The sequence below is a fragment of the Streptomyces sp. NPDC046379 genome (assembly GCF_055587785.1).
Map to the genome: position 1 here is coordinate 18,970 of NZ_JBVJFP010000019.1, position 24,203 is coordinate 43,172.

The 24,203-nt window shown below is 71.7% G+C and carries 15 protein-coding genes and 4 pseudogenes; 6 read left to right on the top strand and 13 right to left on the bottom strand.

Features of this window, described 5'->3' with window-relative positions:
* Window positions 1–467: 467 nt before the first annotated feature.
* Both ACZ6KF_RS28085 and ACZ6KF_RS28090 read right to left on the bottom strand, forming a co-directional pair.
* Window positions 468–856: pseudogene (locus tag ACZ6KF_RS28085) on the bottom strand (transposase); the annotation flags it as partial.
* 412 nt (window positions 857–1,268) lie between these two features.
* Window positions 1,269–2,234: pseudogene (locus tag ACZ6KF_RS28090) on the bottom strand (TerC family protein); the annotation flags it as partial.
* Between the two features lie 62 nt (window positions 2,235–2,296).
* Here ACZ6KF_RS28090 and ACZ6KF_RS28095 point away from each other — a divergent pair.
* Window positions 2,297–2,464: pseudogene (locus ACZ6KF_RS28095) on the top strand (hypothetical protein); the annotation flags it as partial.
* Window positions 2,465–2,679: 215 nt separating this feature from the next.
* On the opposite strand, the gene ACZ6KF_RS28100 reads toward ACZ6KF_RS28095, so the two are convergent.
* Together ACZ6KF_RS28100 and ACZ6KF_RS28105 are read right to left on the bottom strand one after the other, a co-directional pair.
* Window positions 2,680–2,880: a hypothetical protein gene (locus ACZ6KF_RS28100; RefSeq protein WP_469240967.1), complete on the bottom strand. Its 201-nt coding sequence runs from the start codon at window positions 2,878–2,880 to the stop codon at window positions 2,680–2,682.
* Window positions 2,881–3,071: 191 nt separating this feature from the next.
* Window positions 3,072–3,859, bottom strand: a pseudogene (locus tag ACZ6KF_RS28105) (class I SAM-dependent methyltransferase); the annotation flags it as partial.
* Window positions 3,860–5,385: 1,526 nt separating this feature from the next.
* On the opposite strand from ACZ6KF_RS28105, the gene ACZ6KF_RS28110 reads away from it, so the two are divergent.
* Complete coding sequence (locus tag ACZ6KF_RS28110) at window positions 5,386–5,538, top strand: hypothetical protein (RefSeq protein WP_469240931.1); 153 nt, start codon at window positions 5,386–5,388, stop codon at window positions 5,536–5,538.
* A gap of 334 nt (window positions 5,539–5,872) precedes the next feature.
* Here ACZ6KF_RS28110 and ACZ6KF_RS28115 read toward each other — a convergent pair whose 3' ends face one another.
* Window positions 5,873–7,039: an alpha/beta hydrolase family protein gene (locus ACZ6KF_RS28115; protein ID WP_469240933.1), complete on the bottom strand. Its 1,167-nt coding sequence runs from the start codon at window positions 7,037–7,039 to the stop codon at window positions 5,873–5,875.
* A gap of 288 nt (window positions 7,040–7,327) precedes the next feature.
* Here ACZ6KF_RS28115 and ACZ6KF_RS28120 point away from each other — a divergent pair, with 288 nt between their 5' ends.
* Window positions 7,328–8,176 (top strand): SDR family NAD(P)-dependent oxidoreductase, encoded by an 849-nt coding sequence (locus ACZ6KF_RS28120; RefSeq protein ID WP_356631918.1) that lies wholly within the window; start codon window positions 7,328–7,330, stop codon window positions 8,174–8,176.
* Between the two features lie 207 nt (window positions 8,177–8,383).
* Here ACZ6KF_RS28120 and ACZ6KF_RS28125 read toward each other — a convergent pair whose 3' ends face one another.
* Window positions 8,384–8,773, bottom strand: coding sequence for an STAS domain-containing protein (locus ACZ6KF_RS28125; protein ID WP_469178879.1), 390 nt, complete (start codon window positions 8,771–8,773; stop codon window positions 8,384–8,386).
* 132 nt (window positions 8,774–8,905) lie between these two features.
* On the opposite strand from ACZ6KF_RS28125, the gene ACZ6KF_RS28130 reads away from it, so the two are divergent.
* Window positions 8,906–9,235, top strand: coding sequence for a helix-turn-helix transcriptional regulator (locus ACZ6KF_RS28130; protein ID WP_356631922.1), 330 nt, complete (start codon window positions 8,906–8,908; stop codon window positions 9,233–9,235).
* Window positions 9,236–9,499: 264 nt separating this feature from the next.
* Here the strand turns inward: ACZ6KF_RS28130 and ACZ6KF_RS28135 are convergent, their stop codons facing one another.
* The 7 genes from ACZ6KF_RS28135 to ACZ6KF_RS28165 form a co-directional block, all read right to left on the bottom strand.
* On the bottom strand, window positions 9,500–10,462 hold the full coding sequence (locus ACZ6KF_RS28135; RefSeq protein WP_356631924.1) for a carbohydrate kinase family protein: 963 nt from the start codon (window positions 10,460–10,462) through the stop codon (window positions 9,500–9,502).
* 122 nt (window positions 10,463–10,584) lie between these two features.
* The gene (locus tag ACZ6KF_RS28140; protein WP_356631926.1) at window positions 10,585–11,028 is read right to left on the bottom strand and encodes an ATP-binding protein; all 444 of its coding nucleotides are present in this window, start codon (window positions 11,026–11,028) and stop codon (window positions 10,585–10,587) included.
* Between the two features lie 226 nt (window positions 11,029–11,254).
* A complete protein-coding gene (locus ACZ6KF_RS28145) occupies window positions 11,255–12,727 on the bottom strand; it encodes a glycoside hydrolase family 32 protein (protein ID WP_469240936.1) in 1,473 nt (490 codons plus the stop codon).
* A 44-nt stretch (window positions 12,728–12,771) separates the two neighbouring features.
* Window positions 12,772–13,644: a carbohydrate ABC transporter permease gene (locus tag ACZ6KF_RS28150; protein ID WP_356631930.1), complete on the bottom strand. Its 873-nt coding sequence runs from the start codon at window positions 13,642–13,644 to the stop codon at window positions 12,772–12,774.
* 1 nt (window position 13,645) lies between these two features.
* Window positions 13,646–14,581 carry a carbohydrate ABC transporter permease gene (locus tag ACZ6KF_RS28155; protein WP_356631932.1) on the bottom strand — a complete coding sequence of 312 codons (936 nt, stop codon included), beginning with the start codon at window positions 14,579–14,581 and terminating at the stop codon, window positions 13,646–13,648.
* A 78-nt stretch (window positions 14,582–14,659) separates the two neighbouring features.
* Window positions 14,660–15,964, bottom strand: a complete 1,305-nt coding sequence (locus tag ACZ6KF_RS28160) for an extracellular solute-binding protein (RefSeq protein WP_469159767.1) — start codon at window positions 15,962–15,964, stop codon at window positions 14,660–14,662.
* A gap of 142 nt (window positions 15,965–16,106) precedes the next feature.
* Complete coding sequence (locus ACZ6KF_RS28165) at window positions 16,107–17,159, bottom strand: LacI family DNA-binding transcriptional regulator (protein WP_356631936.1); 1,053 nt, start codon at window positions 17,157–17,159, stop codon at window positions 16,107–16,109.
* Window positions 17,160–17,416: 257 nt separating this feature from the next.
* Between ACZ6KF_RS28165 and ACZ6KF_RS28170 the strand changes: the two genes are divergently transcribed.
* Together ACZ6KF_RS28170 and ACZ6KF_RS28175 are read left to right on the top strand one after the other, a co-directional pair.
* Complete coding sequence (locus ACZ6KF_RS28170; RefSeq protein WP_469240938.1) at window positions 17,417–20,350, top strand: GH32 C-terminal domain-containing protein; 2,934 nt, start codon at window positions 17,417–17,419, stop codon at window positions 20,348–20,350.
* A 373-nt stretch (window positions 20,351–20,723) separates the two neighbouring features.
* Entirely contained in the window at window positions 20,724–24,062 is a 3,339-nt protein-coding gene (locus ACZ6KF_RS28175; RefSeq protein ID WP_469240940.1) for a GH32 C-terminal domain-containing protein, read from the top strand.
* Window positions 24,063–24,203: the final 141 nt, after the last annotated feature.

Consider the following 24,203-nt stretch of genomic DNA (forward strand, 5'->3'; position numbering starts at 1 on the left):
CGGGCCGGCGTCGAGGTCCTTGCAGGGCGACCTGCCGTAGCACCCATCCGTTGGCGTCGAGTTCGATGTACGACCAGGTGTCGCTCTCGTCGTCGTAGCGCGGATCCAAGGGGCCACGTTGGCATGATCTCGCGGCGGGAAGAAACAGGCTCCGGCGGGTCGACGAAGTAGACACCCTCCGGCCTGGCGGCTGCCGGGCTGCTCCAGGGAGCGGGCAGCGGGCGGTTCTCGTCACGGATCATGCGGCGGAGGCTGGTGCGGGCTGCGGCGAAGTCGTCTTCGAGCTCGGTGACTCGCTGCTGAAGCTCTGTGTTTTTCGCGGTCGCTTGTCGCTCGCTCCGCAGTGGACAGCCGCAGATCCTCCTCGGTGAGCCCGTTACGTAATTCTTCCGGCCCCATTCCTCGACCCCCTCCCCCGGCATGACCCTCGTGCCGGGGGGACATTCAGCGATGTAGAGGCCATTGCAGTTGGTGAGTCTGCGGTGGCAGATGGGGGGCGCCTGGCGGTGAAGGTGAGGAAGTGCTCGGGCTTGCGCTCGTAGCGGTGGTGCAGTCGCCGACGGCCCGACAGCCAGGACACGGTTCGTTCCACGACCCAGCGGTGCCGCCCCAGTCGTTGGGGAGGGTTCGATGCCCTTGCGGGCGATGCGGTGCCGGATGCCTCGGGAGGACAGCCGGCATCGTCGGTGCTGGTAGTCGTAGCCCTTGTCTCCGCGCAGTTTCCCGGGCCGTCGGCGTCGGCGGCCACGACGGGAGCAAAGGGCGGGATGCCGCGGACGAGCGGGATGAGGGCCTGACTGTCGTGGAGGTTCGCGGCGTAACTGCCGATCGGCAAGGGCAGGCCCCGGCGGTCCATCGCCTATGTCGACCACGGGCAGGTCACCGCCACAGCGGCATGGTCGGCACCGACGAGATCACCGGGACGGAGACTGCTTGCGGTGGCCGGGATCCAGCCGGAAGTCGGGACAGTCGTGGTTCTGGCATGCGCCCGGGCCCCAGGCGGGAACGAATACGCCGAGGGTCTTGTGGCGGTGGGCCGCGGCCGGCACGGGCTTCTTGCAGGTCGGGCACACATACGCTTCAGGCTTGCGCTTCATTTTGACCATATTTTTACGATAAGCCTGTACTGGCGCATCGGGAAGTGCTCCGCCTCCCTGCCGGCGCGCGTGGGGGTGGCCTTCACTGCTCCGGGGTGGACCAGCGGAGGAACCAGAGGCCGTCACGGGCGGCGCGCCGGGCGTCTGGGACGGCTCGGTGGCCGCGGCGGCGTCCGGGTCGGCAACCTGTGCCAGAACACCCAGCGGGGCCGGCCTTCTGATGCTCAGCAGCACGGACCCTGTCAGGACGACGACGATGACCGCGAGGCTGACCGGTGAGGGGATTTCCGGGATGCCGGTGCTGATCATCTTGTGGGACGCCTGGAGGATGAGCTTGACCCCGATGAAGGCGAGAATGATCGCCAGGCCCTTGCTCAGGTAGTGGAACCGGTCCAGCAGGCCGGCGAGCATGAAGTAGAGAGCCCGCAGCCCGAGGATGGCGAACGCGTTGCTGGTGTAAACGATGAAGGCGTCGTCGCTGACCGCGAGGACGGCCGGGACGCTGTCGACGGCGAAGATCAGGTCGGCGGCCTCGATGGCGGCGACCACCGCGAGCAGCGGTGTCGCGATCCGCTTGCCCGCCTCCTTGACGAAGAACTTCGCCCCGGCGTACTCGTCCCGCACCGGGATGAGCTTGCGCAGCATCCGCACGGCGAAGCTCTTGCCCGGGTCGAAAGTCTCCTCCTCGTCCTTGAGGAGCTTGTAGGCGCTGTAGAAGAGGACCGCCGCGAAGGCGAACAACACCGCGGTGAAGCGGCTGACCACGGCCACGCCGAGGGAGAGGAAGATCCCGCGGAAGACCAGCGCGCCGATGACACCGAAGAACAACACACGGTGCTGGTAGGCGCGGGGCACCTTGAAGTACGCGAAGATCACGGCGAAGACGAACAGGTTGTCGACCGACAGGCTCTTCTCCAGTAGCCAAGCAGTCGTGTACTCGGTGCCCGCCGTGGTGCCCAGGACGAAGAAGACGACCGCGGCGAAGACCAGCGCGAGGCCCACCCACAGGGCGCTCCAGGCGGCGGCCTCCTTGAAGCCGATGACGTGCGCGGTGCGGTGGGACAGCAGGTCCACCGCCAGCGATACCACCACTGTCGCGGCGAACGCCCCCCACAGCCAGAGCGGGACCTCAAGCACGCCTAACACCCCACTACGACCCGCGCGAAATACGTCGACCCCTATGCAAGGAGTGTCCGGCATTGTGCTCCCGGAAGCACGCGGAGCGGGTTCACAGTGCGGGACCGGCCCTGACGAAGCGGTACGGAGGCGAACTGCTGCACGCCGGCGACGGCAGCACTCCCCTGGTCGCCGAGGAGGAGCAGGCGTGGGACGCAGTGCTGCTCGTCCCCTATCCCGATCGCGCGGCGTTCAGCCGTATGGTGACCGACCCCGAGTACCAGGAGATCACCGGCCTGCGTTCCCGGGCCTTTGTCCGAGGCCGTGCTCCAGCCGGCTGCCCTCGGCTTCGGTCGCCGACCGCGCCAGCGGGACCAGCAGAACCGGATGCCCTTGAGGCAGAGGAGCAGCAGTGCAAGCTGCGCGGCGCAGACTGCGGCTGCCAGCGCCCCGTTGCAGAGGGCTGTCAGAACCGAGACGGCTGGACACTGCCGCCCTCCCCGGTCGCGGCCGCTACCGCACCGTCCGAAATCGCTTCCTTCAGCAGCCCGGCGAGCAGCGCCAGCGCAGCCAGCCCGACGCCCGCCTGAAGGAGCAGGCCAATCACTCCCCGTTTTCCCGCGCTATGTGCATAGTGCCCTTCCCTGCTGCGCGCGTTCAGCAGCACGTCCTGCCAGGCTGCATACGTCCACGTCCCGTATGAGCCGGCCAGCCGTGCCAGCGGTCCGCCGCTGCATCCGACGAGGCACCGCCGCCGATTCCCGAGCACCCCACCTGGGTCAACGAGGACGGAAACGTCAACGAGAGCGCGATACCCAGCGCCGCACCAGTAGTCGGATCCAACAACGGGTTTGCGCGGCCGGCTGCGGCGTGCGCGGCGCGTGCTCGGGTGATGGCGAGGCGGTAGGAGTCGGTGCCGGTCTCGATGACGGTGCCGCTGGGCACTCGGTCCTTCGGGCGGTGGGCCGTCACGAGGAGGGTGCGGGCGGTGCGCGGCCCTTGTGCAGCGGGGAGCACGTCGACGTCGATGCCGGTGAACCCGGCCTCGTCCAGGACTTTCGTCCAGACGTGCTCCTCGAGGACCCACCGACGCATGGTTGCGGCCTCACCCCCGGGTGTTTCGCCGGGATGTGGGCGGGAGTCACGTCGGGTTGGGCGGGCGCGCCGCTCAGGTAGTGGGCGAGAGTGGAGAAGACGAGTCGGCCGCCGGGCTGTAGCGCGGAGAACACCGCCGGCAGCAGTTCCTGCGGGTCGGTGAAGTCCACCGCGCCGAAGACGCTGTAGAGCACGTCGTAGGTGCGCCTCGTGGTCCGCAGGTGGTCCAGGACGTCGCCGGCGACGATGTGCAGTCGGGGCGCGAGGTGGCCGAACAGGTCGGTGGCCATCTCGTGTTGTGCAGAGGAGGCGTCGACCGCGACGACCCGGAACGGCTCGTGCGTGACGGCCAGGTGGGCGGCGTGCCGGGCCGTCCCGGCGCCGAGGTCACCGACGATGCGCCCGGTCAGGTCGCCGAGGACTTCCGCGCCGGGGCCGCTGTCCTGGCTCCAGCTCCAGCGGAACTCGGCGGGGACGGTCCGGTCCGTGGCCGCCCGGGTGCGGCCGTAGTGGTGCCAGAGGTCTGCGGCGGTGGCAGTCACCCGCCACATCTTTGCGGGCTTGAGGCAGTGGTGGGGCAGTTCTGCCCGTGTTCACCTGTACGCGCGCCGGGCCCCGGCCGACGGGTCGTCGGCCGGGGGCCCGGGAGCCCGTGTGCGGTCAGTGCGAGTCGGTGCCGGGGGGCAGGGGCCGCAGCCGGCGGCGTCGGCCCACAGGGGCAGGTCGACCTCCCAGCCGCCGGCGGCGATCCGGTGGGCGGTCTTCATGACCGACCCGTCGTTCTTTCGACTCGACGATCCACCGCTTGGGCAGCACCACGAAGCCTCGTATTCGTCGCTGCGTTTGGTGATCGCCAGGACCAGGGCGAACGCGGCCAGGCAATGCTCCCCCGGTGCGGTGTCGCCGGGACCGGCACACAGCGCGGCGGCCCGCCGACGCGCGAGACCACACCAGCCGGGCCCGATCCCCCGACGGCACGCCTCGACCCGCCCCGCCCGTCCCTTCCCACTTCCTTTTCCTGCTCCGGGGGTCGCGAGGGGTGTGCAGAGGGGGATGTCAGGCTGTCGGCCATGAATGAGATCGTGTGATGACCTGCGGATAAGCAGGTCATGCCCGGAAGGGTGCGGGCCGGTGAGAGCGCGGTTGTCGGACGGGTTGTCAGCCCTGTCCACGGCGCGGTCGTGGATCAGGCTCGACGGGGTGACGCCGAAGTCCTCCGGGCAGCACGGTGAAACCGTCCCAGACAGAACACCAGCCTCACGACAACCGCCCTCGCGGACATGAGCGAAGTCCGGCGGGGTAGCAGGACGTACGGCTGGACGACGCAGTGGGAGTCCGATGCCGGTGCTGGCGGGCACACGGTCGGGGCGGCGGCACGCACAAGACCTGGGGAGGTCGGCGTGCCCCCGCCCCGACACACTCCCACCCCCACCCCGGTCCCCGACCACGACTCGACGGCAACCCTGACCATGCACGTCAGCACACTCCGGCCACGGCTGCCCCAACCCTGACCACGGGCCGGCAACTACCCACACCACGGCTCGACTGCCCCCCACCATGCAGGTCAGGCGCCGTCCGGACACCGGCCGATGCGCACTCGTCCAGCCCTTGGGCACCGCGCAGCCCGGCTGTGCAGCCCTTACGCATCGGGGTGCGCAGCCGCCCCCGACCATGCACTCGCCACGGCCCCGGCCATGGGTCTGCGGCCAACCTGGCCATGCAGGTCACCCCACCATGCGCAGTCCCGGGCCCAGTCGCTGGAGTGTTTTCGGACCGAGGCCGACGGCCGCGGATCCGGCGCGACCGGCCGCGCGACGGCGACAAGGGAACGGGAAGCGGCGGCGCAGACACAGGCGCCGGGTCGCTCGGGGATGCGACGACGCGGAGTTGGCCCTGCACCGGGCGGAGTCCTGTCCGGTCCTGGACCGCTCGGCCGACGCCCGGGTTCGGGTCCTCGGTCACGGACTGCGTTCCCGGCACACCCGGCTGGGCAGCGGCTTCCCTGGTCCTCGCTCGGGCCGAAGTCCGCGACGCTCCGCAGGACGCCGCACAGCGCGGCCACGATGTCCTCGACCGGGTGCCGGCTGCTCGGCTGCGGTCCACGGCCCGCGCCCGGCTGCGGCAGCTCGATGCCCGGCCGACCGCGATGGGGGCGACCGCGCACGGCCTGGCCGAGCGGTTGCGTACGCCGCCCACGCCGATCGACGCCCACGGCCGCGCGATCAGCTGACCGGCTCCTTGCCTGTCCCCGCTGAGCTGGTGCCTGGCGGGCAGCGTCGGCCCGGGGGCTCGTGGCGAAACCCCGCCGCCGGACACGGTCGACCGCGTCGACCATCGCCGGCTGCGGGGCGCCGGCCGTTACTGCCACGACCACGCCATACCGGTCCGGTCGCCGTGCGGCCGGAGCCGTGCCGCAACCGGCGCTGGCCGACGGGGTTGTGCGGGCCGCTTGGAGGAACGCAGGCGCGCTTGATGCCTGCCCCGCCCCAACCCGAGCCCGTCCGGTGCCCTTTCGCACGCCGGCCGTACGGTTTCCGTACGGCCGGCGTGCTGGGCGGGGCCGGTCAGTCCTCCGGGTGGAAGATCACCTCCGGGTGCCCGGCGGTCGGCCCGTCCAGCAACCCCCGGTCCACGCCCTTGAGGTGCAGGTCGAAGAACGCCGTCATGTACGCCCGGGTGATCTCCTGCGACCGCCTGCCCGACAAGGGCTCCTGCGGCGGCAGCAGACCGAGCTGGTCGCCCAGGACGGGCACGTCCGTGAAGGTGAAGTGGTTCGCGCCGGTGACGTCGATCCAGCGCTTCCAGCCGTCGAGCAGGGGCCAGTCGCGCGTCCAGGAGCGGTCGCCGTCGCCGGTGCCCAGCAGCAGGAAGGGACGCCCGTCCAGTCCCCGGGCCGGGACCGGCTCCATGAAGGAACCGTCCATGTTGGCCCCGGCGCGCACCCGCGGGTCGGCCGCCATGGTCGTGGCGGCGGAGGCGCCGCCTATGGAGTGGCCGGCCATGCCGATGCGCGCGGCGTCGATCATGCGGGCGTGCCGCCAGGCGGGGCGGTGGCCGGCGAGCAGCCGGTCGAGGAGGAAGGACACGTCCTGTGCCCGGCCCCGGGGCACCGCGCCGTACCCGCCGGGCGCGGTCTTCCCGCAGGCGGCGCAGCCCAGCAGGCGCCCACCGGGGAAGGCCGTGCCGACCGATTCGTAGGCATGGTCGACCGAGGCCACGACGTAGCCGTGGCTGGCCAGTTCCTCGGCGAGCAGGGTGAGGGTGGAGCGGTTGACGCTGAACCCGGGCGACAGCACCAGGAGCGGGAACGTCCCGCGGGCGGGTGCGGCGGCGGGGCGTGCGTGGGTGCGGGTGCCGCTGAGCGTGCCGGCGGTCACCAGGCCGGTCAGGTCACGGTCGTCGATGAAGGCCTGCGCTTCGGCAACGGTCATGTACGGCGCCGTCCGTCCGCCGCCGGCCCGTGCCGGGTAGTGCACCGACACCATCAGCTCGCGCGCCCCGGCCTCCGGCGCCCAGGGGTCGGGGCGGCTCTCGTCGACCAGGTGCAGGCTGTCCCGGCCCACCGCGTACGCGCCGGTGGGCGCCGGGAGTTCGGGGCGCACCTGGACGATCCCGGCATCCGGCGGCACCGGGACGGGCGCGGATGGTGCGGCCTGGGCGACGCCCGTGCCGAGGAGGGCGAGGGACAGACCGAGCAGAGCGGCGGCTGCGCCGCGAGACAAGTGATCCATACGGGCGAGGCTAGGCAGCGGGCCCCGCCCGGGACGTCCGTCCACGGCCCGAACTCGGTCGGCCCCGGGGCGTATGCCCCTGTCCGCCCGCAGGCGGACCCGCGCACCTGCGTCCCCCTACGGGGCACGGACGGAGGCGCGGATCCGCCGTCGAACGCCCCCGGCGTGCACCGGGGCGCTCCCGCGTGGGGGGATGACCGTCGGCGCTCCTGCGCCAACCATGGGAGCGGGCCGGGCGGGACCGGAGCCACGAGGGCGAGGGCCGTCGAGAGCGCGCGGGAGGCAGCGATGGGGCGACGTTGGCTGGTGACGGGGTGCTCCTCGGGACTGGGGCGGGCGCTGGCCGAGGCGGCGGCGCGGGAGGGGCACGAGGTGGCGGTCACCGCGCGCGACACCGCCGCCCTGGACGACCTGGCCGCCGCCTGGCCCGGACGGATCGTCCCCCTCCCGCTGGAACTGCGCGACGCCGCCCAGTGCGAGGAGGCCGTCCGCACCGCCGCCGACCGTCTGGGCGGTGTCGACGTCCTGGTGAACAACGCGGGCGCCGGCCTGTTCGGCGCGGTCGAGGAAGTCTCCGACGCCGAGCTGCGCGACCAGTTGGAGACCCTGATCGTGGGCCCCTGGCGGCTGGTCCGCCTGGTCCTGCCGCTCATGCGTGCCCAGGGACGGGGGCACATCGTCAACGTCTCCTCCCTGGCGGGCCGGATGGCGTTCCCCGGACTGGGCGCGTACGTCGCCGGGAAGTACGCCCTGGAGGGTATGAGCCAGGCGCTGGCCGCGGAGGTGGCCGGCCAGGGCGTGCGTGTCACCGTGGTGGAGCCCGGCGGCTTCGCGACCCGTTACGGGACGTCGCTCGCCGAGTCGGGCCGCCGGCTGCCCGCGTACGCCGCGGTCACCGCCGAGACCCTGGACGCCGTACGCGGCATGGCGGACAACCCCGCCATCGGACGGCCCCAGGACTACGCCGCCCGGATCCTCGGCATCGTCGCCGCCGACGCGCCCACCCCGTTGCGCATCCCGGTCGGCGACGACGCCTACACCTACCTCGAGACCGCCGAGCAGGCCGCCCGCGAGGAACTGGCCGCCGCCCGCGCCCTGACCGGGGGACCGTCATCGCTGCCGTCCGCCACGCCGTAGGGCCGCGCCGCGCATCGACTGCTGACGGCCCCGGCCTCTCCACCTCGAACGCCGACGGCCTGGAAAGGGGCGGGCGCCACCGCCCCAACGCAGCACCGCTGCCGCGGGCGCCGACCGCGAGTGCGGTCGGCGGCCGGCCCGGCCCGCGCCTGCCTGCTTCCGTCAGGAGCCTTCGAGCGCGCCCGGGGCCTGTGCGCGGTGGGCGGGTCAGGACACTGCGGCGTCGATCGTGGGATGGATCTGCAGGAGGGTGTCGACCGCGGTGATCTCGCAGAGGTTGCGCACCTGCGGCGACGGCGCGGCCACGCGCAGGTCGCCCGTCTGATGGGTGTAGACCAGCAGGTTCAGCAGCGTGGAATCCGCGAAGGTGATGCCGGAGGCGTCCAGGACCACCCTCGGGTGCCGGCCGACCGCGAGTTGCAGGGCGTCCGCGAGGGGCTGAACGGAGTGCAGGTCGAAGTCTCCGTGGGCGGCGATGACCCAGGAGCCGCGCCAGGGGTACTGCGTGACCGTCGGGCTTTTCGCGACATGGTCGCGGTCTGCCTCTTCCGGCACCGGGGCCAGCTGCGTGTGGGCGCTGGTTGTCGGCCTCGGCATGACGATACTGGCCTCGCCCCTGGACATGTTCAGGCCCCTTCTGCCGCTCTCGACTGGAAGCAGGTCAACGATTGCCTGAAAACTATGTCATGTAACTGGTTTCACGCAACACCCGGCTCTAGAATCCGGCACATGGTCGAAGTGCCCGAAGCCCACACCGGATGGACGTTCATCACCAGCCACGCGCGCGTCCTGGCGGCAATCGCCGACAACCCGAACATCCGCATCCGCGACATCGCCGCGCACTGCCGGCTCACCGAACGAGCCGTGGCACGCATCATCACCGACCTCGAACGCGACGGATACCTCTCCCACACCCGCCACGGACGCACCAACACCTACCGCATCGAGCCGGACAAGGTTCTGCGCCACCCCGCCGAGGCCGGACTGCCCGTGGCCTCCCTGCTCTCCCTGCTCGTCCAGGACGAGACCGACCGCACCCACAAGCCCGTCGCCCCGTGACAGCGCCCCGTCCCGCAGGCTCTGCGGCGCCCGGTGTGCAGTGGGCCCACGAGTCGCTCGCCGTCATGCCGCCGGCAACCGGTGTCCGGTGGCGGTGAGGGGTACTGCCGGACTCTGCTCACGGCAGGCTTCCCGGTCGTCCGGGACGCGGCCCGAAGGCAACCGGTGCCCGAGAAGGTGCTGTCGCCCGAGTCGCTGACGCGCCGCGGTGCGCTCGTCCCGCCTTCGGCGTCCGGACGAAGGCGGGCGCGGTCCGTCTGCCGGTCAGGGCTGATCGGCTGTCGCGAACTGTGCCAGTCGGTCCCGCCACGGCGGATTGGGGCCGGCGACCGAGCAGGTCAGGGCCGACACCCGGGCGGCGAACCGGCAGGCCTCCTCGACGTCGTCGAGGCGGAGGTCGGTGAGCCGGCCGCCGAGGAGTCCGCGGGCGTTGAGGTGGTGCAGCAGGCCGGCGGTGAAGGAGTCTCCCGCCCCGACCGTGTCGACGACCCGTGTCGCCACCGCGGGCACCTCCACCCGTTCGCCGTCGAGGGATGCCAGGGCGCCGTCGGCGCCGCGCGTGATCACGACCAGTCGTGCCCCGGCCGTGTGCCACGTGTCGCAGGCCTGCTCCGGCAGGGCGCCCGGCAGGAGGAGGCGCAGGTCGTCCTCGCTCAGCCGCAGCACGTCCGCGAGGCGGCACCAGTGCGCCAGCCGGGCCCGGTAGACCTCCGTGCGCACCAGCAGCGGGCGGACGTTGGGGTCGATGCTGACGGTCACCCGGGCCGAGGCCCGTGCCAGGAGGTCTTCCACCGCCGCTGCTCCGGGCTGCCGGACCAGGGCGAGCGACCCGGTGTGCAGACATGAGGTCCCGGACAGGTCGGCTCCCGCCAGCTCTGCGGGAGTCCACTGCCAGTCGGCCGTGTTCTGGGCGTGGAAGGAGTAGGCGGCCTGTCCGTGGGGGTCCAGTTCGGCAACGGCCAGTGTGCTGGGCTCGGTGGCCGTGACAGCGTACGAGAGGTCGACGCCGGACTCCTGCAGACGGGTGCGGAACAGGCGGCCGAAGACGTCGTCGGACAGGCGTGCGAGAAGGCGGGCCGTGGTGCCGAGGCGGGCCAGGGCGACCGCCGTGTTCGCGGGTCCGCCGCCGGGCAGTACCCGAAGGGCCAGCTCGTTCGAGGCGCTTGCCGGCTCGGTGAAGGCATCGGCGATGCACTCTCCGAGAACGGTGATCGGACGCGGGCTCATGGGCTGCTCTTCTTTCGGGGGCGGTGTGGGCGGATGGGCGGGGTGCGCCCGGTCGGCCGGCCTGCTTCGGCCGATGGGCGCGGGCGTTGCCGATCGGTGACGGGCAGGAGGGGTTGCGTGCGTCAGCGTGGCTCGGGTGAGCGTCCTGCCGGCGCGGGCCGACGGCTGTCCTGGGAGCGCCGTCGGGCAGTCGGGTCCTTGGACGGCGCGGAGTCGAGGTGCATGCGGACGCGGACCCGCCAGCCCTGTGGCGCCTGGTCGATCCGCAGGTCCTGGGTGAGCGCGGCGACGATCGACAGGCCGCGGCCGTGCTCGTCGGGATCGCGGGTCGCGGTGGCCGCATGGGGCTGTCCGTGATCGGTGACCGAGATGTCCAGCACCGGACCGGCGCGGGTGACCGCGAGGGTCATCACCTCGCGTCCGTGCAGCACGGCATTGGTCAGCAGCTCGCTGATCACCAGCTCCGCAGCGGCCCGGTCGTCCGCGCTCATCGCCCAGGCGGTGAACAGAACGCACGCGCGTTTCCTGAGGAGGCCGACGGATTCGGCCTTCGTCGGTGCTGTCACGCGGGCACCGCGGGGGCGGGCGGCCGAGGGCTGGAGTCGGCGGGACGCTGTGCGGGAGGTGCTCATGAGGTGCATGGTGCTTCCCGGAGGTCGGGGGGCATGTCCACTCGTGGAGCCGGGCCGCGCGGCTCGGCGAGTGGTCTCCCGCCGCCGGCCGCTGCAGTCGCGGCCCCGGCTCCGCGGCGGGCGCGGCGCCGGGTGGCCGGCGACGGGTCTCGATCACGGGTCAGGGCGCTTCGACGAGCGCGGGCCGGGTGCTCCCTTCTGCCTCGTGCCGCAGGGTGTCCGGACGCAGGTTCCAGGCGGCGACGGTGTAGCCGAGGACGCTCTCTTCCTCAGCGCGGGCTTCGATCCGCCAGGGGTTCGCGCCCGTGGGGTAGAACCGCAGGGTCAGCGTCCGGCCCGAGGGGAGGTACAGCTCGGCCACGGAACGGTCCACCACGAGGCGCAGTTCGATCGCGGCCCCGCAGTCCGCGCCCGCCTCGAAGCAGGGGATGCGGTACGTCCCGCCGTGTGCACGGGGGTCGAGTGAGGCGTGGTCACGGTCCACGACGAGTTCGGCGGTGGCCGGGTCGAACCGGATGTCGAGGTACTCGCCGCCGTCGGGAGAGGTCACCAGGCGCAGGCCGCCGGCCGTCGCGGGGCTGCTTCGTTCCAGACGGGCGGTCAGGTCGAAACTCGCGCCCACCGTGCCCAGTACGGCGGTTTGGGAGGTCTCCCCGCAGGCGGTGAGCGCGCGTTCGGCGCGCAGCGACAGAAGTTCCGCGGCCGGCTGCTGCCGTACGGAGCCGTCTTCGGCGAGGGTGACCTCGCGCGGCAGGGTCAGCAGTCCGGCCCAGCCCGCGTCCTTGGCCCACTGCTGGTCGCGGGCCTCCCACGACCAGCCCCACAGCAGCCACCGGCCGTCGGGGGCGGGCAGCAGCGCCGGGGCGTAGAAGTCGGGGCCGTGGTCGAACAGGGCGGGGGCCGCGGCGTGGAAGCGGCCCTCGTGCTCGCGCCCCGGGTAGACGACCGTGCGGCGGGGCCCGAGCTGCGGGTCCCAGGCGCTGAGGATGAGGGCGCCGCGTCCGTCGGGGGTGTGCAGGTACTGGGGGCATTCCCAGCCGAGTCCGGTGTCCTTGCCCGGCGCCAGCGGCTGGGGGGCCCGGTCGAGGAACGAGCCCTGGTACTGCCAGTGTTCGAGGTCGGGGGACTCGTACAGCAGGGCCGCCGCCCGGCCGTCGGCCAGGGCGGAGCCGACCAGCATCCGCCATCTGCCGCCCTGGCGCCAGACGTAGGGGTCGCGGTACATGGTGGCGTCGTGGGGGAGGTCGGGTATCAGCAGGCTGCCGCGCGGTGTCCAGGTGCGGCCGCTGTCGCGTGACTCGGCGGTGGTGACCGGCTGGGCCCAGTTGTCGGTGCGGTGGGCGGAGTAGAAGGCGATCATGCGGTCGCCGTCGGAGACGGCGTTGCCGGAGAAGCAGCCGTCGGCGTCGTCCCCGCCCGGGGTGGGGGTCAGGGCGACGGGGAGTTCCTCCCAGGTCAGCAGGTCGGCGCTGCGGAAGTGGCCCCAGTGCATGTTCGCGTGCTCCGGCCCGTACGGGTTGTACTGGAAGAACACGTGGTAGTGGCCGTCGTGGTGGGCCAGCCCGTTGGGATCGTTGACCCAGTTGCGGGGCGGGCGCAGGTGCGCGACGGGCAGATGGGGGTCTGCGGGCATGACGGACACGCGAGGTCCTTTCACGGGGTGTCGAGGGAGCGTTGTCAGCCCTTGACGCCGGTGGAGGCGATGCTGTTGACGAAGGAGCGCTGGAAGGCCACGAACAGGGCCAGGATCGGCACCGTGATCATGGAGGAGTAGGCCATGATCTGGCCCCAGCCCACGTTGAGCTGGAAGAAGTAGGAGATGCCCACCATCACCGGCCGCAGTTCCTCGCTCTGCACGACCATGAGCGGCCACAGGTAGGAGTTCCAGGCGGGCAGGAAGGTGAGGATGGCGACGGTGGCGACGGCAGGTCCGGACAGCGGCATGATGATGCGCCGGTAGATCTTGAACCAGCCGGCGCCGTCCATGACGGCGGCCTCGTCGATCTCCTTGGGGATGCTCTGGAAGTACTGGTGGAAGAAGAAGATGGAGAAGGCGTTGGCCACGAACGGCAGGATCTGGACCTGGTAGGTGTCCATCCAGCCGGTGGTCCACTCCAGGTGGAAGCCGTTGACGCGGAGCAGCGGAAGCTGGTTGACCCACCACACCAGCGGCAGGGCGAAGGTCTCGAAGGGCACGATCAGGGTGGCGATGACCACCGTCATGACGACCTTGCGGCCCGGCCAGACCATGCGTGACAGCGCGAAGGCGGCCATGCTGTTGATGACGACGCCCAGGATCACGGTGACCGACGAGATGATCACCGAGTTCAGCAGGAACTGCGCCGCGGGGACGCGTTCGAAGACGCCCGTGTAGTTGTCCGGGGACAGGGCGCCGACCGGGAGGAAGGCGCGCGGGGAGCCGAGGTCGGCGAAGATCTGGTCGTCCGTCTTGAACGACGAGACCAGCATGAACACGAGCGGGAGCGCGAAGACCAGGGCCAGGACGATCCGGCCGGCGTGTCCGCCGAGGTGCTTGAGGAAGGAGGTCATGTCAGCCCTTCTCCCGGGTCAGGAAACGCTGGACGAGGGACACGCTCAGGACGAGCACGAAGAAGACCAGGGAGATGGCGGCGGCGTACGCGGTCTGCTGCTGGTCGTAGCCGGCGTGGACCGCCTGGTAGACGACCGTGGTGGTCGAGTCGAGCGGGCCGCCCTGGGTCATCACCCTGATCTGGGTGAAGAGGCTGAACGCGGCGATGGTGATGGTGACCAGCACGAAGGTGCGGGTGGCGCGCAGTCCGGGCCAGGTGACGTGGCGGAAGCGGTGCCAGCGGGTGGCGCCGTCCAGGTCGGCGGCCTCGTACAGCTCGGCGGGGATGGTCTGCAGGCCGGCCAGCCAGATGACCATGTGGAAGCCGACGCCCTGCCACACCGACATCAGGATGACGGCGGGCATGGCGGTGGCCGGGTCGCCCAGCCAGTCCGGGCCGTCGACGTGTCCGAGGGTGAGCGCGGAGACGACCCGGTTGACGAGGCCGTCCTGGCGGTAGAGGAACGTCCACAGCAGGGACACGACGACCATCGAGGTGACGACGGGCAGGAAGTAGACGGTGCGGAAGAAGTTGACGCCGCGGACCTTCGCGTTGACCAGCAGTGCGAGCGCCAGGGCGAGGCCGGCCTGCAGCGGGACGACGACGGCGGCGAAGTAGGCCGTGTTGCGCAGGGACTTGTAGAAGACCGGGTCGTCGAACAGGAGGGTGAAGTTGCGCAGGCCCACGAAGCGGGCCGGGGTGGGCGAGACGAGCCTGGCGTCGGTGAAGGCCAGGGCGAAGGCGAGAACGACCGGTACGACGAGGAAGACGATCAGCAGCACGACGGCCGGTGCGGCCATGCCGAGGGCGGTGAGGCTCTCGCGGCGGCGGGTGCGTGTCGGTCGTGTTCTGTCTACCGGACGCAGCCGGCCGGGGGCTGCGGTCTTGGTGGTCACGGGAGCTCCAGGAGGTCCGGCCCGGTTCGGGCAGTGCGGGGTGAGGCGTGGTCATGGCCCGAACCGGACCGGGGCGGGTCAGCCGGCGTAGTAGTTGTTCGTCTTGAGGTTGGTGTCGATGTCCTTCGCGGCCCGGCCGAGCGCGTCCTTGGGGTCGGCGCCGGACAGGATGTCCTTGGCCGCCTTCTCGAACTCGGTGGAGATGTACGGGTAGGCCGGGGTGACCGGGCGCACCACGGCGAACTCGCGGGCGAACGTGACGAGGTCGTTGAACTTCCCGCCGGGCTCGTAGCCGTCGATCTGCTGGGCCGCGGCCTCGGTGGCGGGCAGGGTGCCGGTGGCCTTGGCGTAATCGACGAAGTACTTGGTCTGGCGGGAGAACTTCAGCCACGCCTGGGCGCCCTCCTTGTTGGAGCACGAGGAGCTCATCGCCCACTGCCAGGAGGCGCCGCCGATCCTGGGGCCGTTGCCGAAGTCGACCGGCGGGATGATCGCCAGGTCGTCGCCGAGCTTCTCGGCGTTCTTGGCCGCGTTCCAGCTGCCGTCCCACTGGATGGCGCTCTTGCCGGCGAGGAAGTCCTTGTTGGGGTCGGCGCCGGACTTCTTGGCGATGTAGCCCTTGGTCACCAGGGAGCGGAACCAGGTGGCCCACTCCACCGACTTCGCGCTGTCGAGGGTGCCCGAGGCGGCTTCGTAGCCGTCGCGGTCCATCAGGTCGCCGCCGAAGCTCTGCAGCTGCGGCGAGTAGGCGTACGACCACCACTCGCCGCTGCCGCCGGTGCCCATCTCCAGCGGGTAGTCGAACTTCCCGCTCTCCTTCAGCCTGGCCAGGGCCGCGTCGAACTCGGCCTTGGTCCAGGGCTTGTCGATGGTGGGGATGCGGATGCCGTGTTCCTTCAGCACCGACTTGCGGGCGAAGTGGGTCAGGGCGACGTCGTAGAAGCCGAACGCGTAGACCTTGTCCTGGTAGCGGCCGACCGTGCTGGGCAGCTGGTCGGCGAGGGGGACCTCGCTGCCGGCGACGTCGATGGGGGCGAGGTAGCCGCCCCAGGCCCAGTTCGCCACGTTGGGGCCGTCCACGTCCAGCAGGCAGGGCAGCTTGCGGGCCGAGGCCGCGGCCACGACGGAGCTGTTGTAGTCGTTCTGCGGGAACGCCTGGAGCTTGACCTCGTAGGTGTCCTGGGAGCCGTTGAAATCGCTGATGATCTTCTTGACGACGTCCAGCTCGGCCGAGTTGCCGGCGTTGTGCGTCCACAGGGTCAGCGTGTCGCCGCTGGCTCCGGACGTGCTGCCGCCGTCGCCGGAGGCGCATCCGGCGACCAGTGCGGTCGCCGCCGCGACGGCTACACTCGCACTGGCGAGGCGCCTTGTTTTCCACTCCACGGGGTTCCTCCATCTCACTGAGGCGGGTCTTGCCGGACCCGCCGGTGCGACCGGTTGCCTCGGTCGCCGTCTTTCGGTGACCGTCCCGCCGCCCGGGGATTTCCCTTCCGGGCGGCGGGACGGCCGCTGTGTGGGGCCTGCGTCACTCCGCGGCGGGGGCGGCGATGGAATCTCGCTCCTGCAACGGCATGGCCACCCGGTGGACGGCCGCTTCGAGCGGCCCCTGACGCAGGATCAGTTCGACGGCCAGGCGGCCGAGCCGGGCGTGCGGCAGCTTCACGGTGGTGAGCGCCGGGCGCAGGACGGCCGCGATGTCCTGGTCGTCGAAGGACACCACCGACACGTCACCGGGCACGGACAGCCCTGCTTCGCCGAGCGCCTGGTAGGCCCCCATGGACAAGCGGTCGGTCAGGCACACCAGCGCCCGCGGACGGTGGCCCGCCGCGAGGAGCGCGGAGACCTCCCGGTAGCCGTCCTGGGTGTTCCAGTCGCACTCGACGACGCCGTCCAGACGGGCCCCGCCCGCCCGCAGGACCTCTTCGAGGCCGCGCATGCGTTCGTTGCCGGCGATGTTCCCCTCGGGGGTGGCGGGCACGGCCAGGTGGCCGCCGATCGCCCAGATGCCCTTGGTGTGGCCGGCGGCCAGCAGGGCCTGGGCCGCGTCACGGCCGGCCTGCAGCTCGTCGGGGACCACGGAGGGCGCGTCGAAGCCGGGGGCCAGGCAGTTCAGCAGCACCACCCGCTGCCCGTAGAGCTCCTTGGGCGGGGTGATGTAGCGGGTGAACATGGCCGCGTAGATCACGGCGTCGACCTGGCGGTCGAGGAGCGCGTGGACCAGTGACGCCTCGGCGGCGCGGTCACCGCCGGCCTCCGTGATGAACAGCAGGTGGTCGCGTTCGCGGGCGGCCTCGAGGGCGCCGCGGATCACGTCGCCCGCGAACGGGGTGGTGGTGATCATGTCGGAGACGAACCCGATGGTCTGCGTCGACTTGGTGCGCAGGCTGCGTGCCGTGACGTTGGGGCGGTAGCCCAGTTCCTTCGCCGCCGCCAGGACGCGTGCGCGGGAGGCGTCGGAGATGCGCATGTCGGTGCGGCCGGACAGGGCGAACGACGCGGTGGTCGGCGAGACGCCTGCCATGCGGGCGACGTCGGCCATCGTGACGCGGCGTTCCGACATCAGCAGCTCCCACTCCATCGTTAAATCGGATTAGCAAGGGTGTGACGAGATTGAATCGCCGGTGGCCCGATGTCAACACCCCGGGACATCTCGAACCGACAACAGCCGCGCTTCGTCCCATTTTGTTCGACTTGTTCGATTTCTGGATGACGCCGAGGTAAATCGCCGTGCGTTAGCCCTTGCGTTAGCCCATGGGTCGCGCCAACGATTCCGAGCCACGCAGTTAAACCGATTTGGCATGGCGAAGCCCTGCCGCACCGCCTCAGGAGTCAGCCATGAGGAGAAGAACGGCCCTCAGTGTCGTGTCCGCCGCCGTCGGGGGCGGACTCGTCCCGTTCTCGTTCGCTTCCGCACCCGCCGCCGCACGCGGCCGGGCCCTGCCCTCGCCTCCCAGCGCCCGCTGGGACTTCGACGAGCGGACGGGCGCAGTCGCCCTCGAGGCGGTCTCCGGCACGGCCGACCCCGTCGGATACGTCTTCAACGACGCCCGCTACAAGCCCGACAGCGCCCCCCTGCGCCGCCGCGGGGTGCGCGGCCGGGCCCTGTACTTCGACGGCTACTCGACCGTCGTCACCGCCGACGGCCCGGGCAGCCTCGACCCCGCCGGCGGGATCACCCTGGACGTGTGGATCGCGCCCTACGCCTACGAGCACGGCATCGACGGCAAGCCGCAGGCGCTGGTCGACCAGCACAACCCCGACGCCGGCACCGGGTTCCTGCTGGGCCTGCGCCGCTTCGGGCAGATCGTCTTCCAGCTCGGCTTCGGCGACGGCCTGGTCGAGGTCAAGGGCGCCCCGGACGAGCCGGCGCCCAAGAACCGGTGGACGCACGTGACGGCGACCTACGACCCCGCCGCCCGGCAGCTGCGCCTGTACCGCGACGGCCGCCCGATCGGCGCCGCCGCCACCCCCGACAAGGCCCCGGTGCTCGCGCCGGACGAGGCCCTGCTCATCGGCAGGCACAACCGCCCCACGCTGCTCAACGGCGAGTTCCACGCCAACATGTACATGGGCCTGATGGACAGCCTCGTCATCCGTCCGGGCGCCCTGGACGACACGGCGGCGCACCGGGAGCACGCCGAGCAGGTCGCCGCCCTTCCCGGCCGGCGGGTGCCGCGGCCGGACCTCACCCCGCAGCGGTCGCGTTTCGACGGGGACCGGCACCGGCCCCAGTTCCACATGATGCCGCCGTGGCACTGGATGAACGAGCCGCACGCGCCCGTGTACTTCAAGGGCAAATACCACATCTTCTACCAGCACAACCCGCTCGGCCCCTACTGGGGGCAGATCCACTGGGGGCACGCGGTCAGCACCGACATGGTGCACTGGCGGGACCTCCCCGTCGCCCTCGCGCCCGCCGCCGGGTCGGTCGGGCCGGACGGCTGCTGGTCGGGGTCGGCCTTCGTCGACGGCGACCGGGGGCCGGTCCTCTTCTTCACCGGCGGCGACGACCGGCTGCCCCACCGCCAGCGGACCGGGCTCGCCGTGTCGACGTACCCGGCCGACCGGGACACGGACCTGCCCACCTGGACCATGAAGTCCGAGCCGGTCACCGAGGCCCCGGCGGGTCTGGCGGCCGGCCCCGGCGCCGCGTGGGCGGAGAACTTCCGCGACCCGTTCGTCTGGGAGGAGGACGGGGTCTGGTACCAGCTGGTCGGCAGCGGCATCGTCGACTACGACGGCACGCGGGTGGCCCGCAAGCACGGGGGCACCGCCCTCGTGTACACCGCCCGCCGGCCCGAGGGCCCGTGGACGTACCGCGGCCCCCTGCACTTCAACGACCTCGCCACCCGGCCGGAGCCCGGCGAGGTGTGGGAGCTGCCCGTCCTGCTGCCGCTGCCCGGCCCCGGCGGCAGGCGCACCGGCAAGCACATCCTGCTGATCTGTCCCTGGTGGGAGGGGTTCAACCCGAACGCCGTCAAGCACACCTACTACTGGATCGGCACGTTCGACAAGCGTGCGTGCCGTTTCCTGCCCGACCACGACGAGCCCCGTGAGTTCGACTTCGGCGAGCACTTCACCGGCCCGTCCGGCTTCGTCACCCCCGACGGCCGGTCCGTGGTCTTCAGCATCACCCAGGACCGGCGCAGCGAACAGCAGCACGCCCAGTCCGGCTGGGCGCACAACGCCGGGATGCCCGTCAGCGTCTCGCTGCGCGGGGACGGCCGCCTCGGCGTCGAGCCGATCGCCGAGGCCGCCGGGCTGCGGGGCGAGCGGCTCGCCAGGATCCGCCGGACCTCCCTGAAGGAGGCGGACCGCCGCCTCGCCGGCGTCGGCGGCGACCTGCTGGACGTCAGCGCCGTCATCGAGCCGCGCGGCGCCCGCACGATCACCCTCGCCGTCAGGGCGTGCGCCGACGGCGCCGAGGAGACGCTGCTGTCGTACGACACGGCCGAGCGCCGCTTCTTCATCGACCGCGGCCGCTCCAGCCTCGACCCCGATGTGCGCAAGGGCGTGCACGGGGGCGCCGTGGAACTGGACGAAGGGCGGCTGCGGCTGCGGGTCCTGCTCGACCGCTCGATGCTGGAGGCCTACGTCAACGGGACCAACAGCATCACCAGCCGCGTCTACCCCACCCGCAAGGACGCCACCGGACTGCGCCTGACCGCCGAGGGCGGCGCCGCCCACGTCGTGGAGCTGGACGTCTGGCGGATGAACGGCGCCTACGACGCCCCCGTCGCCCCGGCCGTCTACGATCCGCCCCGCCCGGCGGACGTCGACGCCCTGCCCAACCACGACTTCGCCACCGGGGACCTCACCGGGTGGACCGTCGTCTCGGGCACGACCTTCAGCGACGCCAACGTCACCACCCGCACCGACTGGGGCTGGGGCGGCCCCTTCCACCAGGCCGACACCGGGGACGACCGGGGCGGCCACCACCTGTGGGGCTTCAACCCGGACGCGGGCGGCGACGACGCCACCGGGGTGCTGCGCTCGGCCACCGTCGTCCTCGGCGGCGACGGCGTCGTCGACCTGCTCGTCTCCGGCGGCAACGACCCCGACCGGCTCTACGCGGCCGTCGTCCGCGCCGACGACGGGAAGATCCTGGCCAAGGCGACCGGCCGCGGCGGCGAGCAGTACCGCCGCGTCGTGTTCGACCTCGCCGGCCACATCGGCGAGCGGATCTACGTCGAGGTCGTCGACCGGGCCACCGGCGGCTGGGGCCACATCAACGTGGACGACGTCAACGTTCCCGTCCGCCGGTCCTGACACCCGCTCTGCCAGGGCGCCCGTCCCGGCAGCGGCAGTGCCGTGCACGCGCCCTGCGTCCGGCGTCCGTTCGCGGGGCGCGCGGGCACTCGCCCCGCGCGCACCGCACAGCGGCCGTCCCGCGCCCCGCCGCTGCCCGACACCCCTGGGTGCGTACGGCGTCCGGCCGGCGGCCTGCGCCTTCGCCGCTCACGTCGCCGCCCCGCACCGCACCGTCCCTGCGCGAACCCGCCGGGCCCGCGCAGGGCAGTCACGCGGGGGGCGGGGCCGGACGCGCCCCTCCCCCGACCTCGGCCGCCGGGCACGGCGGCCGTCCTCCCCTGTCCCGCACCACCCCGCACCAGGAGGTACCCGTATGCGCACACGCTCACCTGTGAGAGCCACGACCAGGCCCTCACCCACCCTCGTCAGGCTGCTCCTCGCGTTCGCGATGTGTCTCGGCCTGGCCTCGCCCCTGATGGCGTCGCCCGCCGGTGCGAGCGGGACCGCTCTGTCGAACCCCGGTTTCGAGAGCGGCAACCTCAGCGGCTGGACGACGACCGGGACTGCGTTCACCGGCGCGGTCACCGACAAGCCCGGCTGGGGCTGGGGCTGCTGCTTCAACCACCAGGGCACCTACCACCTGTGGGGCTTCGCCGCCGGCGGCGACGCGGCCACCGGCACCGCGACCTCCGAGCCGTTCACCCTGACCGGCACCGGCATGGTCAGCGCCCTCGTCTCCGGCGGACGCAACGAGAACGACCTCTACGTCGCCCTCACCACCGCCGACGGAACCGTCCTGAAGAAGGCCACGGGCACCGACGACGAGACCTACCGCCGCGTCACCTGGGACGCCCGCGAACACCTCGGCGCACAGCTGCGCATCACCGTCGTCGACAAGGCGACCGGCGGCTGGGGCCACATCAACCTCGACGACGTCCGCGTCGGAATCGATCCGGCGCCGCGTGTGGCCGCTCTGTCGAACCCCGGTTTCGAGAGCGGCAACCTCAGCGGCTGGACGACGACCGGGACGGCGTTCACCGGCGCGGTCACCGACAAGCCCGGCTGGGGCTGGGGCTGCTGCTTCAACCACCAGGGCACCTACCACCTGTGGGGCTTCGCCGCCGGCGGCGACGCGGCCACCGGCACCGCGACCTCCGAGCCGTTCACCCTGACCGGCACCGGCATGGTCAGCGCCCTCGTCTCCGGCGGACGCAACGAGAACGACCTCTACGTCGCCCTCACCACCGCCGACGGAACCGTCCTGAAGAAGGCCACGGGCACCGACGACGAGACCTACCGCCGCGTCACCTGGGACGCCCGCGAACACCTCGGCGCACAGCTGCGCATCACCGTCGTCGACAAGGCGACCGGCGGCTGGGGCCACATCAGCCTCGACGACGTCCGCGTCGGCGTCGACAAGGCGCCCGACCCCTCCACGACGGGGCTCGCCGCCCACTGGGACTTCTCCGAGGGCAAGGGCACCACGACCAGGGAGAAGATCAGCGAGGCCGCCGACCCGATCAGCTACGTCTTCAACGACGCGCAGTACAAGCCGGACAGCGACCCGCTGTGGCGCCCCGCGCGCGCGGACGACGGCGTGCTCTCCGGTGCTCTGCTCTTCGACGGCTACTCCACCTGGGTCACCCGCGCCGCGGCGCAGACGCAGCTGCCCACCGACGGCCTGAGCGTCGAGGCGTGGGTCGCTCCGCGCGCGTTCGAGTGGGGTGACGAGGGCAAGCCCTCCGCGGTCGTCAACCAGCAGGACAAGGGGGCCAAGCGGGGCTTCGTCCTCGGTGTCGGCCGGCACGGAAGGTGGCAGTTCGGCATCGGAACCGGCGACGCCTGGTACGAGGTGACCGTCCCGAAGTCGGCGGCGCTGGCCGCGGGCAAGTGGGCGCACCTGTCGGCGGTGTTCGCGCCGGTCGACGGGGCGATACGGCTCTTCCTCAACGGCGAGCAGGTCGCCCAGACCGCCGTCCCCGCCGGGGCGCGGCTGGCCAAGGCCGACGTTCCGCTGATCATCGGCCGGCACAACCAGCCCGCCATCGTCAACGGCACGTTCGCGGTGAACATGTTCAACGGCCTGATCGACGAGGTGAAGATCCACAGCGGGGCGCTCACTCCCGCCCTGGTGGCCGCCGGGCACGCGAAGGACGTGCAGACCTTCGCCGGCGGCGTCACTCCCGCGGCGCGGATGGAGATGGACCGCTCGCGCTACGACGGCGACCGCTACCGTCCGGGCTACCACTTCACCGCCCCGAACCACTGGATGAACGAGCCGCACGCCCCGATCCAGTACAAGGGCAAGTACCACCTCTTCTACCAGCACAACTCCCACGGCCCCTACTGGCACAACATCGCCTGGGGACACGCGGTGAGCGAGGACCTGGTGAACTGGCGCGACCTGCCCGTCGCCCTCGCGCCCACCGAGGACAGCGTGGCGCCCGACGGAGTCTGGTCCGGCGACGCCGCCTACGACGAGAACGGCGTGCCCGTCCTGCTGTTCACCGCGGGCAACGACTCCCAGCGCCCCAACCAGGCCACCGGCCTGGCCCGCCCCGTCGACCCCGCCGACAGCGACCTGGTCGAGTGGAAGATGCACCCCACTCTCGTCACCGGCCAGACCGCCGATCTCCATGTCGGCGCCGGACGCAAGGTCCGCTTCGGCGACTTCCGCGACCCGTTCGTGTGGCAGGAGGGCGACACCTGGTTCCAGCTGATGGGCTCCGGCGTCCAGACCACCGACGGCAGGGACATCGGCGGCACGGCCCTGCTGTACACGTCGAAGAACCTCACCGACTGGACGTACGTCGGACCGCTCATGACCGGCGACGTGGCGGCCCACCCCAAGACCGGCCAGGTGTGGGAACTGCCCACCTTCCTGCCGATCGGCAAGGACGCCCAGGGCCGCGAGCGCCGCGCCCTGCTCATCAACCCGGCCTTCCCGGCCGGCCCCGGCGAGTACAGCAGCAAGTACGTGTACTACTGGGTCGGCACCTGGGACGCCCAGGCCCGCCGCTGGACGCCGGACACCACGGAGCCCAAGCTCATGGACTACGGCGACCACTTCACCGGCCCCAGCGGAATGGTGGACGACGAGGGACGCTCGCTGGTCTTCAGCATCGCGCAGGACCGGCGCACCGAGCGCGCCCACTACGACGCCGGATGGGCGCACAACGCGGGCCTGCCCATCGAGCTGTCCATGCGGCCCGACGGAGACCTCGGATTCCGCCCCGTCGAGGAGGTCGCACGTCTCCACGACGGCGAGCCCCTCGTCGACATCACCGCTCCCACGTCCGTCACCGCCGCGAACGAGCGCCTGGCGAACGTCAAGGGCGACATGCTCCACATCAAGCTGACCCTCGAACGCGGCAGCGCCGGCGCCTTCGGTCTCGACGTGCTGCGCAGCCCGGGAGACGAAGAGCGCACCCGCCTCTTCTACGACGCTCCCGCGGGACAGCTGGGCGTGGACCGCACGAGGTCCGGGAACAACTCCAGCGCCGAGCCGAACCTCGGCGTCCACAAGGGGCCGCTGGCACTGGCGAACGGGCAGCTGACCCTGGACGTGTTCGTCGACCGCTCGGTGATCGAGGCCTACGCCAACTCCCACAAGTCGATCACCACGCGCGCCTACCCGTTCCGGCAGGACGCGCTCGGCCTGCGGCTGTTCGGTGACGGCAGCACCGTCAAGTCCATGACCGTCTGGAAGATGAAGAGCATGACCAGCTGACACGGGTCGCGCCGGACGACCGGGAAGGGCGCACCTGCCTTCCCGGCCGTCCGGCCTCAGCGGAACGCAGCCCTCGCCGGAGCCCCGTCGGTACGCCGACGGGGCTTCTGCGTCGGAGCACAGCGGCGAACGGCCCCTGCC

Bases quoted from the DNA above. Each gene is read 5' to 3' on its own strand.
- ACZ6KF_RS28115 (WP_469240933.1), bottom strand. From the start codon at position 7,039: ATGGATCACTTGTCTCGCGGCGCAGCCGCCGCTCTGCTCGGTCTGTCC.
- ACZ6KF_RS28120 (WP_356631918.1), top strand. From the start codon at position 7,328: ATGGGGCGACGTTGGCTGGTGACGGGGTGCTCCTCGGGACTGGGGCGG.
- ACZ6KF_RS28125 (WP_469178879.1), bottom strand. From the start codon at position 8,773: ATGCCGAGGCCGACAACCAGCGCCCACACGCAGCTGGCCCCGGTGCCG.
- ACZ6KF_RS28130 (WP_356631922.1), top strand. From the start codon at position 8,906: ATGGTCGAAGTGCCCGAAGCCCACACCGGATGGACGTTCATCACCAGC.
- ACZ6KF_RS28135 (WP_356631924.1), bottom strand. From the start codon at position 10,462: ATGAGCCCGCGTCCGATCACCGTTCTCGGAGAGTGCATCGCCGATGCC.
- ACZ6KF_RS28145 (WP_469240936.1), bottom strand. From the start codon at position 12,727: ATGCCCGCAGACCCCCATCTGCCCGTCGCGCACCTGCGCCCGCCCCGC.
- ACZ6KF_RS28150 (WP_356631930.1), bottom strand. From the start codon at position 13,644: ATGACCTCCTTCCTCAAGCACCTCGGCGGACACGCCGGCCGGATCGTC.
- ACZ6KF_RS28165 (WP_356631936.1), bottom strand. From the start codon at position 17,159: ATGGAGTGGGAGCTGCTGATGTCGGAACGCCGCGTCACGATGGCCGAC.
- ACZ6KF_RS28170 (WP_469240938.1), top strand. From the start codon at position 17,417: ATGAGGAGAAGAACGGCCCTCAGTGTCGTGTCCGCCGCCGTCGGGGGC.